At 39.4% G+C, this 18650-nt stretch carries 20 protein-coding genes; 4 read left to right on the top strand and 16 right to left on the bottom strand.

Annotated features, from left to right (window positions below; genetic code table 11):
* Nucleotides 1–218 precede the first annotated feature (218 nt).
* Both scpB and ACQKIM_RS18695 read right to left on the bottom strand, forming a co-directional pair.
* Nucleotides 219–812, bottom strand: coding sequence for an SMC-Scp complex subunit ScpB (gene scpB, locus ACQKIM_RS18700; protein ID WP_427546705.1), 594 nt, complete (start codon nucleotides 810–812; stop codon nucleotides 219–221).
* Nucleotides 784–1563 (bottom strand): segregation/condensation protein A, encoded by a 780-nt coding sequence (locus ACQKIM_RS18695; RefSeq protein WP_427546702.1) that lies wholly within the window; start codon nucleotides 1561–1563, stop codon nucleotides 784–786. Before ACQKIM_RS18695 ends, scpB begins: the two co-directional genes overlap by 29 nt.
* 56 nt (nucleotides 1564–1619) lie before the next feature.
* Between ACQKIM_RS18695 and ACQKIM_RS18690 the strand changes: the two genes are divergently transcribed.
* The gene (locus ACQKIM_RS18690) at nucleotides 1620–2123 is read left to right on the top strand and encodes a DUF309 domain-containing protein (RefSeq protein WP_427546700.1); all 504 of its coding nucleotides are present in this window, start codon (nucleotides 1620–1622) and stop codon (nucleotides 2121–2123) included.
* Here the strand turns inward: ACQKIM_RS18690 and ACQKIM_RS18685 are convergent.
* From ACQKIM_RS18685 to ACQKIM_RS18630, 12 genes are all read right to left on the bottom strand, one after another.
* A complete protein-coding gene (locus ACQKIM_RS18685; protein ID WP_427546697.1) occupies nucleotides 2120–2494 on the bottom strand; it encodes a GNAT family N-acetyltransferase in 375 nt (124 codons plus the stop codon). The genes ACQKIM_RS18690 and ACQKIM_RS18685 overlap by 4 nt on opposite strands.
* Before the next feature lie 199 nt (nucleotides 2495–2693).
* Entirely contained in the window at nucleotides 2694–4013 is a 1320-nt protein-coding gene (gene lysA, locus ACQKIM_RS18680; protein ID WP_427546695.1) for a diaminopimelate decarboxylase, read from the bottom strand.
* Nucleotides 4014–4440: 427 nt separating this feature from the next.
* Complete coding sequence (locus ACQKIM_RS18675) at nucleotides 4441–5889, bottom strand: spore germination protein (protein WP_427546692.1); 1449 nt, start codon at nucleotides 5887–5889, stop codon at nucleotides 4441–4443.
* A gap of 15 nt (nucleotides 5890–5904) precedes the next feature.
* Nucleotides 5905–6648 carry an RNA polymerase sporulation sigma factor SigF gene (gene sigF, locus ACQKIM_RS18670; RefSeq protein WP_427546767.1) on the bottom strand — a complete coding sequence of 248 codons (744 nt, stop codon included), beginning with the start codon at nucleotides 6646–6648 and terminating at the stop codon, nucleotides 5905–5907.
* A 58-nt stretch (nucleotides 6649–6706) separates the two neighbouring features.
* The gene (gene spoIIAB, locus ACQKIM_RS18665) at nucleotides 6707–7147 is read right to left on the bottom strand and encodes an anti-sigma F factor (protein ID WP_427546689.1); all 441 of its coding nucleotides are present in this window, start codon (nucleotides 7145–7147) and stop codon (nucleotides 6707–6709) included.
* Complete coding sequence (gene spoIIAA / locus ACQKIM_RS18660) at nucleotides 7140–7493, bottom strand: anti-sigma F factor antagonist (RefSeq protein WP_427546686.1); 354 nt, start codon at nucleotides 7491–7493, stop codon at nucleotides 7140–7142. The genes spoIIAB and spoIIAA overlap by 8 nt, the downstream gene beginning before the upstream one ends.
* Before the next feature lie 1192 nt (nucleotides 7494–8685).
* Nucleotides 8686–9936 carry a thymidine phosphorylase gene (locus tag ACQKIM_RS18655; protein WP_427546684.1) on the bottom strand — a complete coding sequence of 417 codons (1251 nt, stop codon included), beginning with the start codon at nucleotides 9934–9936 and terminating at the stop codon, nucleotides 8686–8688.
* 12 nt (nucleotides 9937–9948) lie between these two features.
* A complete protein-coding gene (gene deoB / locus ACQKIM_RS18650) occupies nucleotides 9949–11130 on the bottom strand; it encodes a phosphopentomutase (protein ID WP_427546681.1) in 1182 nt (393 codons plus the stop codon).
* Nucleotides 11131–11220: 90 nt separating this feature from the next.
* Complete coding sequence (gene xerD / locus ACQKIM_RS18645) at nucleotides 11221–12123, bottom strand: site-specific tyrosine recombinase XerD (protein ID WP_427546678.1); 903 nt, start codon at nucleotides 12121–12123, stop codon at nucleotides 11221–11223.
* Between the two features lie 196 nt (nucleotides 12124–12319).
* Complete coding sequence (locus ACQKIM_RS18640; protein ID WP_049668617.1) at nucleotides 12320–12784, bottom strand: Fur family transcriptional regulator; 465 nt, start codon at nucleotides 12782–12784, stop codon at nucleotides 12320–12322.
* Nucleotides 12785–12908: 124 nt separating this feature from the next.
* Nucleotides 12909–13421, bottom strand: coding sequence for a hypothetical protein (locus ACQKIM_RS18635; RefSeq protein ID WP_427546675.1), 513 nt, complete (start codon nucleotides 13419–13421; stop codon nucleotides 12909–12911).
* A gap of 73 nt (nucleotides 13422–13494) precedes the next feature.
* Nucleotides 13495–14031, bottom strand: a complete 537-nt coding sequence (locus ACQKIM_RS18630) for an NUDIX domain-containing protein (RefSeq protein WP_427546673.1) — start codon at nucleotides 14029–14031, stop codon at nucleotides 13495–13497.
* Nucleotides 14032–14107: 76 nt separating this feature from the next.
* Here ACQKIM_RS18630 and ACQKIM_RS18625 point away from each other — a divergent pair, with 76 nt between their 5' ends.
* Nucleotides 14108–15007, top strand: a complete 900-nt coding sequence (locus tag ACQKIM_RS18625) for an aldo/keto reductase (protein ID WP_427546670.1) — start codon at nucleotides 14108–14110, stop codon at nucleotides 15005–15007.
* Nucleotides 15004–15459, top strand: a complete 456-nt coding sequence (locus ACQKIM_RS18620; protein ID WP_427546667.1) for a VanZ family protein — start codon at nucleotides 15004–15006, stop codon at nucleotides 15457–15459. Before ACQKIM_RS18625 ends, ACQKIM_RS18620 begins: the two co-directional genes overlap by 4 nt.
* Before the next feature lie 386 nt (nucleotides 15460–15845).
* Here ACQKIM_RS18620 and ACQKIM_RS18615 read toward each other — a convergent pair whose 3' ends face one another.
* Nucleotides 15846–16115, bottom strand: coding sequence for a YqkE family protein (locus ACQKIM_RS18615; protein WP_427546665.1), 270 nt, complete (start codon nucleotides 16113–16115; stop codon nucleotides 15846–15848).
* Nucleotides 16116–16137: 22 nt separating this feature from the next.
* Nucleotides 16138–17322 carry an acetyl-CoA C-acetyltransferase gene (locus tag ACQKIM_RS18610; RefSeq protein ID WP_427546662.1) on the bottom strand — a complete coding sequence of 395 codons (1185 nt, stop codon included), beginning with the start codon at nucleotides 17320–17322 and terminating at the stop codon, nucleotides 16138–16140.
* A 203-nt stretch (nucleotides 17323–17525) separates the two neighbouring features.
* Between ACQKIM_RS18610 and ACQKIM_RS18605 the strand changes: the two genes are divergently transcribed.
* The gene (locus ACQKIM_RS18605) at nucleotides 17526–18497 is read left to right on the top strand and encodes an alpha/beta hydrolase (protein WP_427546659.1); all 972 of its coding nucleotides are present in this window, start codon (nucleotides 17526–17528) and stop codon (nucleotides 18495–18497) included.
* Nucleotides 18498–18650 lie beyond the last annotated feature (153 nt).

Below are 18650 nucleotides of genomic sequence, written 5' to 3'. Positions count from 1 at the left end.
TAGCCACTCCTTATTAAAAGTAATAGGAAAATATAGATAACATAAAACCTAATTTAATGATAGGTTTCTCTTCCATCTATTCGTTAGCTCAACTAATTGAGCTACTATAGGGATTCTTGCACTTCTATTTCAACTTCTATTTGAAAGGAAATCTCACAATATGTTTATGTTAGATACATATTTATGTTGAAAGCAATGTATGATATACCTTTTATATGTTACTTTATCCCACTAAAAGTTTCTTGGAATTTCGTCATAAATAAATCTGTTTCCTGCTCTGTTTCAGCATTATCCTCTTCAGGCAGAGGCGGCATTTCTTCAATACTATTTAATCCAAAGTAGTTTAAAAACTCTTTAGTGGTCCCATATAGAATTGCACGACCTGTCCCTTCTGAACGGCCAACCTCTTTAATTAACGCTCTAGAAACAAGCGTTTGTATAGGCCTTTCACACTTCACACCGCGCAAATCTTCTATGGCTACACGTGTAATTGGCTGCTTATAGGCCACTATCGCAAGTACCTCAAGTGACGCTTGAGATAATGATTGGACAGTAGGATTTTCTACTAATCTTTGAATAGCATCTGCAAGCTCAGACTTTGTTATTAGCTGATAAACACCTGCCATCTCTTTGACGGTTATGCCCCTCGCTAAATCCTCCTCATAGCTTACACGTAATGCCTGCATAGCCTGTACAACAGGTTCTTCGGCCTCGCCTAATAGCTGTGATAATTGTTTGATGGTTAAACCATCATCTCCGACAACAAATAATAAAGCTTCAATTTTACTCTGCAGCATCATTGTTTTCGTCATCATCCCAATCCTCCTTCTGTAAGGTAACCGTTAATTCTTCAAAGTTACCGTCTTGCTCTACGATGACGACCTGACGTTTCATCAGCTCAAGTAGTGATAAAAACGTCAGAATAAGCGTTGGCTTATCTTCATAGGGAAAAAGCGCGAAAAATGATGCACGTCCACCTGTGGAACGTAATGAATCAACAACTGAGCGCATTTGGTCACGCACTGAACGCTCCTGTCTTGCAACAGTTGTCTTTAATGGTTTTTTTAATTTCTTTCGACGCATCAGCTTTTGAAAGGCACCTAGCATATCAAAGATGTTGACATTCATATCAAATAACGCCATTTGCTCATCTGAGGCTAATTCTGATAAATCTGCTGGCGGTCGTGTAAATACTTGTGCTCGGTCCGTTTCGAGCTCTTGTAGATTACTAGCCGCTTCCTTATATTTCTTATACTCAATTAAACGTAGTACAAGTTCTTCACGAGGGTCTGGACCATCCACTTCTAATTCGGCATCCTCCAGCTCACCTTCATGAATCGGCAAGAGCATACGGCTTTTAATTGCCAATAACGTTGCAGCCATCACTAAATATTCACTAGCTTCATTTAACTCCAGTACTTGCATAGCATGTATATGGTCAATATATTGTTGAGTAATTTCAGCCATTGGGATATCATAGATATCAATTTCCAACCTATGAATTAAATGCAATAATAAATCAAGAGGCCCTGAAAAGGCATCTAATTTTACTTCATAAGACATTGTTTTACCACCCTGTGTTTCTAATGTTCTTTTAGTATAGTGGAAAGGAGTCCAAAATGCATCCACAGCATCATACTTTATTTATCGACTACTGTGCATATTTCAATGGCAATCAAGATTTTTTTGAATGTCATGAAGTTCTTGAGGAATACTGGAAGGATATTGCTCCAGGTGATAAAAAACATCCTCTCGTAGGATATGTACAGCTTGCAACAGGTCTATATCATTGGCGGCGTCACAATTTTACTGGCGCGGCACGAATCCTCGAGAAAGCATTCAATAATTTTCAATCTAATAGTAATGATATCTTTTTTACAGAAATTAACTACGATAAACTAATGTTACAACTTGCCGAGGTGCTTTCTGCTATCCACACAGGTAGATCCTTCAAAGCCTTTCAGTTACCCCTTTCTCCTGCATTGGAAGATTTGACAATCGCTCGCATACAACTTTTACCAACAAGTAACGCTAACTATCTTCTTCATAAACATATGCTTCGAGATCGCTCACATATTCTTGCAGAGAGACAAGAAAGCAAACATAGAAAAAGCAGACGTTAATGCTCGTCTGCTTCTTCATCCATACAATTTATACATTTTCGAACAAATTTTCGTGTTTCATCCGTTGCGCGCACACTTTCGAACTGACCAAGTTCAGCCACTTCCTGCAGCATTTCCTTCGCAACGCCCTCTCCTCTGTAAGAAGGGACAACGGATACATGCTGAATCGTAGCAATATTATTATCGTCAGTTACAAGTCCGACAATGCCAACATACTCATCGTTTTTTTTCCATAAATATAATACCCAGTTATCATTATTTTCATAGGAGTGGATTGTCTCTTTGAGCTTTTTTATGTCTTTTTCGTTAGGCATAAACGAGAGTAGCCCCATTGCTATTTTCTCGAAAGCTTTTTTATATCGAATTAACATATTTGTCTATTCCCTCTTTTTCTAGCTGTACATAATCTTTGACTATCCTACACGATTTGTACTTTTACCGCAAGCCAATTTCTGTCTTACGAACCAGGTCCAAGTATTCCTTTAGACGCCAACACCCAATAAAGTACGCCCCACAATAAGATAAAAACTGAAATGGACGCTAGTAAAACCCATTTATTTTTCCTCAAATTTACTCACCCTTTTTTAACGTAAGCGGGAGATCGTTTTGTACAATATCTTCAAAACTTTCGCGTCGAATTGCTAACTGATGCTTACCATCTTCTACGAACACTACAGCTGGGCGTGGAACACGATTGTAGTTACTTGCCATAGAATATCCGTACGCGCCAGTACAGAAGATTGCTAATACATCTTCAGAAGCTGCTTCCTGAAGTTTTGCATCGATAATTAATTTATCACCAGATTCGCAAAGCTTCCCAGCCACCGTATATGTTTCACTTTTTGGTTCACTTGCTTTATTTGCAATAACGGCCTCATATTTCGCATCATATAGTGCTGGACGGATATTATCACTCATGCCTCCATCTATAGCAATATATTTACGTACATCTGGCACTGTTTTTTGTGAACCAATCGTATAAAGAGATGTACCTGCATCGCCTACAAGTGAACGACCTGGTTCAATCCAAATTTCCGGCATTTTAAGTCCAAGCACAGTCGCTTTATTTTTGACAACTGTAATCATATCTTCTACATATACTTGTGGCTCAAGAGGTGCGTCTTCTTCTGTATAACGAATTCCGAAGCCTCCTCCTAAGTTTAACACAGTACATGTAAAATCGTGAACCTTGTTCCAATCCGAAATTTTATCGATTAATTTTTCACCCGCTAAGCCAAAGCCAGCTGTGTCAAAAATTTGTGAGCCAATATGGCAGTGTAAACCTAGAAGTTCTAAATATTGATGGTTAAATGTTTGTTGGAATGCTTCATCTGCTTGACCATTATTTAAATCGAAGCCAAATTTAGAATCCGCTTGACCTGTCGTAATAAAATCATGCGTATGTGCTTCGACACCTGGAGTAACACGTAGTAAAATACGCATTTTTTGTTGTAGGCGCTCTGAAATTTCTTTTAATAATTGAATTTCATAGAAATTATCTACGACAATACAACCTATTTTGGCATCGAAGGCTAACTCTAATTCAGCTATGCTTTTATTGTTACCATGGAAATGAATACGCTCAACAGGGAATCCAGCTTTTAATGCTGTAAATAATTCTCCTCCTGAGACTACATCTAATGATAAATTTTCCTCGGCCGCTAATTGGTACACAGCTACACATGCAAAGGCCTTTGAAGCATAAGCTACTTCTGCTTTAACGCCTAGTTTTTTAAACGTATCAATAAAGCCGCGTGCACGCTTACGAATAAGCGCTGTATCGTACACAAATAAAGGTGTACCGTATTCTTTGGCAAGCTCTAGTGTATCTACCTGTCCTATTGTTAAATGACCTTTTTCAGAAATTGCTTGTGTCCCATATAAATGCATGTGCATCTCTCCCTTTTCACATCGTTCCATTCTGTGATTCATCACATGAAAATTTTATTGCGCTTGTTTGAATACTACAATATTTTATAGCACTCAAACAATCCTTCATGCTTATCTTCCGTTCACAAATTCGTATCTGTATGAATCAATTTCGCCTTGGCGTAATTGCGTCCGGATTTTGAATTGTGCCTGCACAATTCATTCCTTTGAAAATTCGTGACATCCGCCGGAGGCTTTATCTTCATTCAGTAGGTTTTTGGACACCCACAGAAAAGAAAGCAAAACTGCATTCATCTCACCACCTGTAGAGATGGGAGTCTTCTACTGAATGAAGATAATCCATTTGCTGTATGAAGATAATTTTTGCAAAAATCACAAAATACTATATGTGAACTTTATCACATGAAAAAAACGAGTGCAACGGCTCCTATGATCTTTTTCGCTGTTTGGAAGCGACTACATAAGGTCTTAGTGCATCTGCTGTCATCGGGAAACGGATCAGCACACGAAGCATCGCCACTGGAAAGAATGGAATTAACGGCCAAAGATAAGGCGCCTGCATCGGACGTAATGAACATAAATACGTAAATAATAGAAAAATACCTATAAATAATCCGTTCACACCCCAAAGACCTGTCATAATTAACAACACTAATCTAAAGAGCTTCACAGAGATACTTAGCTCATAGGTCGGAATAATAAATGTTAGAATAGCAGCAACAGCGGTATATAACACAACCTCTGACGAGAACAATCCTACATCAATGGCAATTTGGCCAATAATTACCCCTGCAACTAAGCCCATCGCAGTAGACAATGGGGACGGGGTATGAATGGCGGCCATCCTCAAAAACTCAATCCCTATATCACCAATTAGAATTTGCAGCAATAATGGAATATGTGATTTTTTCTCTTCACCTAAAAAGGAAATTGCATCAGGCAAGATGGATGGATTTGTTGCAAATACATACCATAGAGGTAATAAAAGTAAACCCATAATGGCTCCAAAATAACGCATAAATCGAACAAAGGTGCCAACTATTGGTGCCTGTCTATACTCCTCAGCATGCTGCAGTAAATGAAACACAGTTGCAGGAACAATAATGACTGAAGGGGATGTATCCACAATGAGTGCAATATGTCCTTCTAGTAAATGCGCTGCAACAATATCTGGTCGTTCTGAGTAACGTACAAATGGAACTGGATGGAACTTTTGTTTAAACAGCCATTCCTCAAGCGATTTATCTGTCATTGTTAAGCCATCGTGCTCAATCTGACCGATACGCTGTCGCAATTTATCGAGCATTTCAGTATTCGCAATATCCTTTATAAACGTTAGGGCAACATCTGTTTGACCAATTTTGGATACTTTATGTAGCTCGAAACGTAAATTGCTATTGCGAATACGCCTACGTATTAAAGCCGTATTTTGAGAAATTCCTTCTGTAAAACCGTCCCTTGAACCACGTATAACTTTTTCATTATCTGGCTCCTCAGGTGAGCGACCTGGATAATTTCGTAGCTCAGCAACATAGCAGTAACCACTTTTGGTGATAAAGGTTACTTGTCCACTTAAAATGGCTAATAAATAAGCTTTACGCTCCGTTTCCTCTGAGCGACCATGAAAGTTAAAATAGGATTCAAAATACTCTTTTTCATCCTCCAGATCAATTTCAATGTCCTCATCAGGCAACATATTAGACAGTAACTGCGTTAAGGCTACTCCATCTACAAGCCCACTTATATATGCACAAAGAACCGGCAAATCTTTGACAAATAAATGCTTGATACCCACGTCAAATGATTCGCCGTCACCAAATTGCTCTATAAGAAAATTTTCGGCTTCTTCTAAGCTGTTAAATAATTTATTTGTCATGCTGTCACCATTTTCTTAGTTGTCTTTTTTTATTTCTTCCTCTTCTACAGTGGCACTTGTGGCCATCCAGGTTTTTAATTGAGCAAGAATCTTTTTCTCTAACCGTGATACCTGCACTTGTGAAATACCCAATCTATTGGCTATTTCTGTTTGGGTACAATCTGAGAAATAGCGCAAATAGATTATCGATTGCTCTCGTGGATCAAGTCTAGTTAATACCTCTTTAAGCGGAATATAGTCAAAAGGCTGTTCAGATTTTTCATCCTTCATTTGATCCATTAATGTAATGGAATCTCCTTCACTTTCATACAATTGTTCATGTAAGGAAGCTGGATCTCTCAAAGCATCTGAAGCTGTTACAATCTCCTCAGCCGTGACACCAAGTACCTGTGCTAATTCCTGAATGGTAGGTGGGTGCTCATTATTTTTAATGAACTCATCCGTTGCATGACGAATTTTAAAATTTAACTCCCGAATAGAGCGGCTCACCTTTACCATCCCATCATCCCTAAGAAAGCGCTGAATTTCTCCAATAATCATAGGTACCGCATATGTCGAAAATTTTACATCATACGTTAAATCGAATTTATCCACGGATTTCATAAGACCTATACAGCCTATTTGGAATAAATCCTCAAGCTCCACACCTCTAGTTGTAAAGCGTTGTACGATGGACCACACAAGTCTCGTATTCCCTTCAATCATACGTTTACGAGCCTCATGATCGCCCTGCTGTGCTCGCGCAATTAAATCACGCATTTCTCCCTGTGACAATAGCTTATCGGACGACTGTTCTAACGGCTTCACAATCCTTACCTCACATTACCGGTGTGCGAACCGAGTAAAATTTCTTGGTAAATGTAACCGTCGTGCCCTCTTGCCATTTGGAAATCACTGTTAATTGATCAGAAAAGCTATCCATGATTGTGAAGCCCATGCCTGAACGCTCTAATGTGCTTTTCGTTGTAAATAACGGCTCCATTGCTTGGCTTACATCCTCAATACCAGTACCTTTATCCATAACAGACACCGTTACAATATCATCCTCACGTTTTGCATGAACTGTAACAACGCCTTTGCCATTCTCTTCATAGCCGTGAATAATAGCATTGGAAACAGCCTCTGAAACAACTGTTTTAAATTCAGATAGCTCATCAATTGTTGGATCTAATTGCGCGATAAAGCCCGTCACAGCTACACGTGCCAAAGCCTCATTTTCACTAATTGCTAAAAAAGTTAATGTCATTTCATTATCCATTTACAATCCCCCTAACTCGTTCAATCGCTTCTTCTTCTGTTGCATCCATCATCCATGGTCCTAAACCTGAAAATTGAAATACTTTTCGCATTGTCGGCGATGGATTCAATAAAATTGTTCGACCAGCCACTGCCTCTAACTCCCGCATTCGGCCAAGTACTAAACCTACACCTGAGCTATCCATAAAGGAAAGTCCCTCTAGGTTCCAAATAATCGTTGATACAGTACCTTGAAAAATGGCTGTAGAAATTTTTGCTCGAATTTGCTCTACCGCATGATGATCGAGCTCCCCAAATAACCGTATTACCACAGTCTCTCTTGTTACCATTTCTAATTGAAAATGCATGAACATCGCCTCCTCCTCGTGCAATTCCACATTTGATGCGGTGATTCCTTGTGGCTGACAGAACTAGTGCAAAGTCTTCCGAAATAGTGTCAAATCGACATACTGATAGCTTTTTAGGTTAAGTGCAGTATGGGATAAATCAACATTTTTTAAACGCAATATTCTTTATTAAGTACTAGCAATATTTTGAGTATCTATCCGCCACTTTAGCTTTTCTATCCGTTACATAACAAAAAGCGAGAACCCTCTTTTCCTAAAAAGAGAGTTCTCGCCATGTTGTTGAAATACTATTATGTCAATGAAATCAAGGTGACAAATAAAAAAACATAGCTCTTTTTCAAAACGAGGGGTTGATCTCCGTTCCGACTGAGTGCTTTCCTGGGGGCGTCCGATGAGCCGCTTGGGGCAACAGGAGGTTGGTCACGAAGGCGTTGTCACAGGACGTGACGGTTTTAGCCTTCGTTCCCCTAATTTGCTCGCTCCAGGGTCTCATCTGTGACGCTGTGAATCCCCGAGGAGTCACTCAGTCTACACTCCAATCAACCTTTGCTCATCGTATTTTCTATTGGCATTTCACACAAATGTATAGTGAAAAATGGAAGTCTTAGCTATCACTGTTTTATGCAAAAGGGAGCTTTGATAACATTTTTCTATGCGAAAACAGAGTGACAGCAAAAAGTGGCTTTATGTAAAGCAACAAAGTGATTCTATATATAAAGTGTAGGACAACAACTATAGAATTGTGCTATTATATCCATTTAATGATGGTGGGTAATATACTTTTACTTTACTTTTGATGGAAGTAAATATTAAAAGTTCTACACTATTATTGATTGGAGTGCAAGGCTACTCGACTCCCGTGGGATAGCGAGACAGACGAGACCCTGAGGCCAACACGATGTTGGTCACGAAGGCGTTGTTGCTGTCGCTACGCTTTCGCACAGATAAATTGTCACAGGACTTGACGCACTTAGTCTTCGTTCCTCCAGCGCAGGAAGCGGCTCGTCGCTCGCCCACAGGAAGCCTTGCTCTGCGCGAAAGCGAAGCGTCAGCGGCAAAGCGAGCAGCCTGGAACGGAAATCACCTTCATTTGAATTAGTAGTATTCACAAAGAGTCCCTTGACCATTTAGTTTTTCAACACTATGGCGAGAACCCTCTTTTCCTAAAAAGAGGGTTCTCGCTCCAAAATATTTATGCAATTGTATAGGCTTTTTGTACTTTATCTACTGTTTCCTCATCAATTTCGCGATTTGAATATAAATAAGCAATCGCCTCGCCTTTACTTACATGATCACCTTTTTTAGCAAGTAATTGGATACCAGCATCGTAATCCAGTTCTGATTCCTTCGTTAATCGACCTGCACCAAGAGAAACACTGGCTTCTCCGATTAACAGGGCATTAATTGTTGCTACAGTGCCCTCAGCAGGCGCCTTGACAGCTATTTTATTTACTGTATCTTTTTGCACAATATCGTCTAAATCGCCGCCCTGTGCCACAATAAATTCTTCAAATTTTGCCGCTGCTGAACCGTCCTCTATTACACGCTTTACGGCTGCAGTTGCCTCTGGTTCATTTACTCCAGCTGCAACCTGATACATTAATGAGGAGATAATAATACATTCCTCAAGTAAATCCTCATGTGTTTCATCCATATGGCCTTTAAGTAACGCATAAGCCTCCACTACTTCTAGCTTATTTCCAATCATTTTACCTAACGGATTATCCATATCACTTATATGAGCAACGACTTTTCGCCCTAGCTTTTCACCAATTGCAGTCATCGTGTCAGCTAAAACCTGAGCTTCCTGTTCCGTCTTCATAAATGCACCAGAGCCACATTTTACATCTAATACAATGCCATCCGCACCACTTGCAATTTTCTTACTCATAATTGATGCCGCAATAAGCGGAATGGAATCGACAGTACCTGTCACATCCCGCAGTGCATACAACTTTTTGTCAGCTGGTACGAGATTACCTGTTTGACCAGCCACCGCAATTTTATGTTTATTGACATTGTCGATAAATTCCTGTGAAGAAAGCTCTGTCTTAAACCCTCGAACAGACTCTAATTTATCGATTGTCCCTCCAGTAATACCTAGACCCTTACCACTAAATTTTGCCACTGGAATGTCTAATGCAGCAATTATTGGCGTGACAATAAGTGTGACTTTATCACCTACCCCACCAGTCGAGTGTTTATCTATTTTAAAGCCCTCAATAGATGTTAAATCAATAACATCTCCGGATTCTATCATTGCCTTTGTTAAATAAAATGTTTCATCATCTGTCATGCCCAATAAACGTATCGCCATTAGTAAAGAGCTTGCTTGATAGTCAGGGATTGAACCTGTCGTATAGCCTTCTACGAAATATTGAATTTCAGCCTGTGATAGCTCCTTGCCATGCTTTTTCTTTTCAAATAGCTGCGCCATATTCATACGAAAATCCCCCTATTTCAGTTCATTTAAGAAACTTTTACCGAATGCTGGTGCTTCGACATTGAAGTTTTCAGCAATTGTTGCTGCAATATCTGCAAAAGTTTCACGTAGAGCAAGCTCATGTCCACCTTTAAAACGTGGTGAATAGATAATTAATGGTACAAATTCACGTGTATGATCTGTGCCATGGAATGTTGGATCATTGCCGTGGTCGGCTGTAATAATAAGCAAATCATCCTCTGTCATAGCCTCAGTAATTTCTGGTAATCGAGCATCGAATTCCTGTAATGCATGTCCATAGCCTAATGGATCACGTCGATGTCCGAAATTGGCATCAAAGTCTACTAAGTTTAAGAAGCTGATTCCGTGGAAATCACGGCGCACAACCTCCGCAAATTTGTCCATACCATCCATATTATTTTTCGTACGAACTGCATCTGTAACACCTTCACCGTTGAAAATATCAGAGATTTTTCCGATAGCGATTACATCTAAGCCTGCATCCTTTAATACATTCATCGTTGTACGACCAAAAGGCTTTAACGCATAGTCATGACGATTAGATGTACGTGTGAAGCTCCCAGGGGTACCTATAAATGGACGAGCAATAACACGGCCCACTAAATATTCTGGTTGTAGCGTTAGCTCACGTGCTATTTCACAAATTTTATAGAGCTCCTCCACTGGAATAATTTCTTCATGTGCAGCAATTTGCAGAACTGGGTCAGCTGAGGTATAAACAATAATTGCACCTGTATCCATATGCTCCTTCCCAAAGTCCTCGATGACTTGTGTTCCACTCGCAGGTTTGTTGCACAGTACTTTTCGGCCTGTTCGTTTTTCGAGCTCCGCAATCAACTCTGCAGGGAACCCTTCTGGATATACTTTAAAGGGTTTATCAATATTTAGCCCCATGATTTCCCAATGACCTGTCATTGTATCTTTACCAACAGATGCTTCCTGCATTTTTCCATAGTATGCCTTCGGTTCTTCTGCTGCCTGCATACCTTGTAGTGGTTCAATATTCGCTAAGCCCAAAGCTTCCATATGAGGCATTGTAAGCCCATTCATTTTTTCAGCGATATGACCAAGTGTATGTGAACCAACATCGCCAAAGTTCGCTGCGTCTGGGGCTTCACCAATTCCCACTGAGTCCAAAACTACTACATGAATTTTATTAAATAGTTTATTCATAATTGTTGCCTCCTAATCTCATGACTCTATTTTACCAAAAAAAAGCGAAAAATAAAGGTCAGACATCCGACTAACATACAATTTACATTCTTAAGCTCGTGGATGAAACTGCTTATAAACCTCTGATAGTCTTGTTTTACTAATATGTGTATAGATTTGTGTTGTAGAAATATCCGCATGACCAAGCATCTCCTGCACGGCTCTTAAATCCGCACCGTTTTCTACTAAATGCGTTGCAAATGAATGACGTAATGTATGTGGTGTTAACTCGTGTTGGATACCTGCCTTTAAAGCATGCTCCTTCATTAATTTCCAACAACCCTGTCTTGTTAAACGTTTCCCTCGTTGATTGATAAAAAAAGCATCTGTCTTTGGATATTTTCCTTGTAATTGACCTCGAGCACTATTTAAATAGTTATTTAATGCAGAAAGAGCGCTTTTTCCAAGGGGGATGATACGCTCCTTTCCTCCCTTACCAAAAACACGGACAAAGCCCATTGTTAGATGAATATCTGATAAATCCAATGCAATCAACTCACTAATCCTCATTCCTGAGCCATATAACAATTCCAGCATTGCCACATCACGCACACCTTGGGGCTTGCTACGATTTGGTGCCATTAATAACGCTTCAATTTCTTCAATAGAAAGGATATTTGGCAGCTTTTGCTCAATTGTTGGCATCTCTAAATGCACTGTTGGGTCTGTTTCAGCACGCTTTTCTCGCAGTAAAAATTGATGTAAGCTACGAATAGATGAGATATGGCGGGCAACTGTACGGCTTGTCTTCCCTTGCATCCGTAATTGCTCCAAATGACGTAATATGGTCGTTCTCTCCACCTTGCGAAAATCTGACATTGCCTCTACTTCCTGCAAAAAAACCACATAATTTTCTAAATCTCGGCGATAGGATGCTAAAGTATTGTCAGATAACTGCCGTTCAACTTGGATAAAATGGATGTAATCCTCTATAGCATATTGAAATTCATTCATCATAACGCCCCCTCAATAACTGTCAATTATTCTCTATTTTAGCACGCCTCCTAAAATTGTGCTTAAATGCCCACCTGAACTATTCATTAGATTAATAGTTTAATCCATGATGGTATGATCAGTGGCTATGTATGCAGAAAACAAAAAAACTGCCCGATTCAATCTATAACTTAAGATTAAAACAGACAGTTTCTCGTTATTTTTCTTCATTCGATTCGTCGTTTTTATCATGACAGCGCCAGCAAATGCCGTGGAAAGTTAGTCGGTGATCCTTTATGATAAAGTTCCAACGCTTTTCAACAACGGCTTCCACATCTTCAAGTAAATCTTCCTGAATTTCATCTACCGCACCACATTCGATACAAACTAGATGATGGTGGAAATGCGCAGCACCCTCTTGGCGTAAATCATAGCGTGATACGCCATCGCCAAAGTTGATTTTGTCGACAACTTTGAGCTCAGTTAGTAACTCTAACGTTCTATAGACAGTGGCTAGACCAATCTCAGGTGCTTTTTCTTTTACTAAAAGATACACATCTTCTGCACTTAAGTGGTCTTCTTCATGCTCAAGCAGTACAGCAACTGTTGCTTCTCGCTGCGGCGTCAGCTTATAACTTGCACTATGCAACTGTTTTTTTATTCGATCAATTCGGCTCTCCATGTGACGCCCCCCTAAACTCTTTCCATTATACCAAAGGAGTAAATCCTATTACAAGATAGTGAATAGATTTCAAATATGCTTTTGCAAGTTTTTACATCATGCTAACTTTGTGAATGTGAACCTATTATTTTAATACATATGAAATAACAATAAACTCAGCCACTATTATGATGAAAAACGCAACAAAATTCAACAAAATTGTTCGACCAGGTACCATTTTCCCGATTTTTCTCTTTGACCAAGCAGGTACAAGTAAATTGCATAGGATTAGCAACAATATACAATAGATGAGCTGAAATGGAAACCACCAAATCGTATAAACCCAAAAAGCTTCAAGTTTTTGTAATAAAAAAACTGAACTAAAGCCAAAAAAGGTTGCACGCATTGCCACTGTTACTCGTACTAAAACCTTTAGGACACTATGAGTTGCCAGCAATAATACAAGAGCTACTGAAACGGCAACTGGTAGTACTAATCGAAATATAGAATGCCTGTCCCCATCTGCTAAACGAGGCTCTATAAATAATATAAAAGGCTCCGCATTCGGCCCACCGATAATGTGAAAGAAGATAACGCCACAAACAAAACTCACAGCTATAATGGAAGCGTGATAAAATGTTGACACCGTACGAGACATAAACATGCTCCTTTTCTATCAAGGTTTGTACAGCTTATGCTCGTCCGTCTCTATTATGCTAAAGATTATTTTCTTATTGTGTCGCAAGCCAAAGTACTGCAAACGCTGTTTTAGCATCATAAATACGCTCATCTACAATCATTTGTTGGGCTTCTTCCAACGAAACTTCTAATAATTCGACAAACTCATCTTCATCTAAATCTGCTTTGTTGTCAATTTTATATAAATCTTTTGCGATAAAAAGATGAATCACCTCATCCGCAAAGCCAGGAGAAGTTGCAAATGTTTGTAAAAAGGTAAAGCTTTGTGCACCGTATCCTGTTTCCTCCTCTAACTCTCGACGTGCTGTCATCATTGGCTCCTCACCAGGTTCAAGCTTGCCAGCTGGAATTTCAATAATTGATCGTTCAAGAGCTTTACGATACTGCTCCACTAACACTAACTTACCTTCTGCAGTAACAGCAATCACCGCTACGGCGCCTGGATGCTTAATAATTTCACGTTTCGCCACCTGACCATTCGGTAATGTGACATCATCAATTTGTAATTTTACAATTTTCCCATCATAAATAGCTGTAGTCTTTATCGTTTTTTCCTCAAACTTTTTCATTGACGATAACCTCGCTTGTTCTTCAGATATGTTCATTGTACCATTACAGATAGAGAAATCGAAGGAGGTCATTTGCATGAAAAAAAGACAGCTTGGTTCTAGTGAATTGTTTATTTCGGAAATCAGTTTAGGAGGTATGTCTCTTTCGACAGATAAAAGTAAGGCTGCTGGTATTGTCGATATGGCACTGGATGCTGGCATTAATTATTTCGATACAGCCGATTTATATGATTTTGGGGCAAACGAAGAAATGATTGGCTCAATTTTAGGAAAGCGTCGTCAACATGTAAAACTAGCAACAAAAGTAGGAAATCGTTGGAATGAGGATAAAGAAGGCTGGTATTGGGATGCATCACCTTCCTATATAAATGAAGCCGTACGTGCTAGCTTGAAGCGGCTTGGTACTGATTATATTGATGTTTATCAGCTACATGGCGGTACCTTAGAGGATGATTGGGATGGAATTATAGAGACTTTTGAAGATTTAAAAAAGGATGGTCTAATCAGAGAATATGGTATTTCATCTATTCGACCAAATGTACTTAAACGTTTTTTACCAGCCAGCTCTGCGAAAAGTGTGATGATGCAATATAGTGCCTTGGATCGTCGTCCAGAGGAATGGCTTGATTTTATCGCCAAAGAAGGTGCCTCTGTTGTAACACGCGGTACTGTTGCCAAGGGTTTACTAACGAATAGTTGGCAAGAGCGTTTGCAGCATGGTAGCAGCTATAACACATATACAGCCGAGGAATTAACAGCAACATTAACAAACTTAGCCTCACAGTATAATAATTTACATGCACTAGCCATTGCCTTTAATCTAAAGGAATCTGCTATTGCCTCAACAGTCATAGGTGCAAGCTCCCAGGAACAGCTAGCGCAAACTCTCGCAGTCTATGAAAAAATAGATTCCATATCCGACTTTACAGCAGCCAACGAGCTAACAAAAGCAGAACTCTATTTAGAACACCGATGAAGAAATGGCTTGTCTTGGTAGTATTTTTGTTGGTGTTAATTATTTCATCCAGCATGACCTATGAGCAACAAAGTATACTGCCGGAATTAGAGGATATCTTAGCAAATAAACCTTTTGAGAGACAGTTATCTTTATTACAAATTCCATATTGGGATACAGTCGTTTCTGTTGAAGAACGTGGTTATTTTAAATTTGTAGAATTTTTAATTCGGAAATTAACACATTTTGTAGGTTTCGGTTGTATCGCACTTGGTATTTACTTTGTATGGGGCAAACGCCGATTTCCGGCATCAGTGGCAATTGTAGGAACAGCTATAATTGCTATGCTTGATGAGTTTCGTCAAAGCTTTACACCGGGACGTATGATGAGCGGGCAGGATGTTCTTGTCGATACGGCTGGAGCCATTGTTTTTGTGGGGATTGTTGTATTTGTTAAGAATTTAAGAAAGTAGAGCATTTTATTTAAAGTAATCCTACTTTTTCAACCGCAAAGATAATTGTTTGTAAAACGTTAGATCAGTTAAAAATAATTAACAGAAGGAAGTAATTTGAATAAAAAAATTCAATTAAACTCTCCTGAATTTGATCGTGTATTGAAAAATCTATCACTAACTCCCACACTTCAAAAAAAGTGCTTGAAATCGTTAATTCTGGTGTGCAAATTTCACCAACTATTATAAAGGAAGCTTTAAAAAATGGGAGAGTACATTAGAACTACTAGAAATCCTATTTTTAAATACTATCGAATTTATTTAAACAATTGAGACAAATATTGCTATAAAATAGCTTTCTATAAATATAAAAACAGTGAACCCGCATATAGATTCACTGTTTTCTTCTAAAATTTTGAGCCTTTATCGCCATATTCGTTTAGTAATTCCTCAAACGATTTGTTCTTTTCACGTTGCTTACGCTCAAAAGCTAGTTTGGCTTGGCGCTCTTCTTCAGCCGCCTGCTCCTTCGCTGTTAAATCCTGTTTAGCTGCCTTTAATTTAGCAAGCACATCCCCACCAAGCTGATCCGCTAAGGTCATAGCCTCCTGCTTTGGCAGGCTAGCCGTCAAGCCACCGTCAATACGTTGCTGTTGCTGTTTTCGTTTCTTACCCATTACTTTCACCTTCTTACTGTTATCAAGGGCGTTTTACAACTGTTGCTACACCCTGGCCCCCTCCGATACAGAGTGTTGCAAGACCTGTTTTAGCATTAGTCTTCTCCATTTCGTGTAAAAGTGTTACTAAAATACGTGCACCACTTGCACCAATTGGGTGACCAAGAGCAATTGCTCCCCCATTGACATTTAGTTTATCATGATTAAAGCCTAATTCGCGATCGACAGCTATGGATTGCGCTGCAAATGCTTCATTGGCTTCAATTAAATCAATCGTTTCTAATGTGACATCAGCCTTAGCTAATGCTTTCTTTACTGCTGTGACAGGTCCAGTTCCCATAATGGCTGGGTCAACACCTGCACTCGCATTTGCAGCAATCAATGCCAGTGGTTGAATGCCTAACGCTTCTGCTTTTTCTTTTGACATAACAACAACTGCTGCTGCGCCATCATTAATGCCAGATGCGTTTGCTGCTGTCACCGAGCCGTCTTTTTTAAAGGCAGGACGTAATTTGGATAGAGACTCAGCTGTCACACCCTGACGAGGGAATTCATCTTTATTGAAAACAATTGATTCTCCCTTACGCTGAGGTATTTCCACAGCGACAATTTCATCGTTAAACTTCCCTGCCTTAATAGCCGCTTCTGCACGCTGTTGTGAGCGTGCTGCAAAAGCATCTTGTTCTTCTCGAGAAATCTCATAGGCATCACATAAATTTTCTGCGGTAATGCCCATATGGTAATCATTAAATGCACACCATAGACCATCATGAATCATTGTATCGACAACCTTCTGATCCCCCATACGGAAGCCTTCGCGTGCATTTTTTAAGACATATGGTGCTTGGCTCATATTTTCAAAGCCACCTGCCACGATAATATCAGCATCCCCTGCTAAAATAGCCTGTGTTGCTAAATGCACTGCTTTTAAGCCTGAGCCACAAACCTTATTAATCGTTAAGGCTGATACTTCATGTGGTAAGCCTGCTGCAATGGCTGCTTGACGGGCTGGATTTTGCCCAAGTCCTGCTGATAAAACATTCCCCATTATGACCTCGTCAACTTGTTCGCCTGCTACGCCAGCACGTGCCAATGCTTCTTTAATGACAATACTGCCTAAAGTTGTCGCTGGTACGTCCTTTAATGCTCCTTGAAAAGAACCAATCGCTGTACGTACAGCACTTACGATCACTACCTCGTTTGTCATATCCATTCTCCCCTTTTCCCCGTTCAAAAATCAACACTGCATGCATATGCTACTAGCAGATATGTATATTTTAACAAATGTTTTGAGGATTTTCGATAATAGAAATAATCGCAGTTTTGCCGAAGTTATTGTAAAATGTTGACGTGTTTTAAACAATCTTAGTTGGGAACATTACAAGTAAACAGGACGTGGGGGTGCTAATCATGAAGAAGAAAATGCTTTTATTGTCAGGTATTACAACAACGCTTGCCGCTGCTGCAACAGGACTGTTCGGCTTTGCGCTTTCAAATAAATTGATGTACATTCAACAAAAGGACCCAGAGTTTGTTCGTGAACGGGAAACTACAGCTAAACGCTTTGACGAGGCTTGGTACAATAAAAATCTAAAATGTGAATTAAATATTGATTCTCCTAATGGCTATACAATTCGGGGTATTATGTTTCAGCCATTAGAAACCAATAATACTATCATTATTTGCCATGGCGTAACAGAAAACAAAATCAACTCTGTCAAATATGCTCGACTTTTTGAACGATTAGGATACAATTCTGTCATTTTTGATCATCGTCGCCATGGGGAATCTGGTGGTAAAACGACTAGCTACGGCTATTATGAGAAAAACGATTTGGATGCCGTAGTGAAAACGGTTAAGGCGATGATTGGAGAAAATGCGCTCCTTGGTATTCATGGTGAATCAATGGGTGCTGCAACAATGCTTCTTTATGCAGGAACAGTTGAGGATGGTGCCGATTTCTATATTTCGGATTGTGCTTTTTCTGATTTTTCCATGCTTCTTCGACAAATTGCCAAAACAGAATTTAAATACGGCTCTATTATTCCCATTCGTTTTGCAGATTTTTTTATTCGATTGCGTGACGGCTATTCCTTTAAAAGTGTGACACCAGCTGAAGCAGTCACAAATATTGAAAAGCCAATACTATTTATCCATAGTATTCCTGATACATTTATTCCTGCATCTATGTCACTGGACTTATACAATAAAAAGACCGGTCCTAGGAAATTAAAGCTATTTGATACAGGAGCTCATGCTCAATCCTTTAATGAAAATATGGCTGAATATGAAGATTTAATTCATGACTTTTTAGAAAATTTCATCTATCAAAAAATGAATCGTGAATCCTCCTCCTCAAATGTTATCCCATTTCATTTTTAAAAATGGAAAACCTTGCGTGATAAATTTCACGCAAGGTTTCATGTTTTTCAAAACGAGGGGTTGATCTCCGTTCCGACTGAGTGCTTTCCTGGGGGCGTCCGATGAGCCGCTTGGGGCAACAGGAGGTTGGTCACGAAGGCGTTGTCACAGGAC

The organism is Lysinibacillus sp. NPDC047702 (assembly GCF_050272555.1).
Classification (GTDB): domain Bacteria; phylum Bacillota; class Bacilli; order Bacillales_A; family Planococcaceae; genus Lysinibacillus.
The sequence above is the reverse complement of the archived record's forward strand: the minus strand, read 5'-3'. Positions and strand labels throughout refer to the sequence as shown.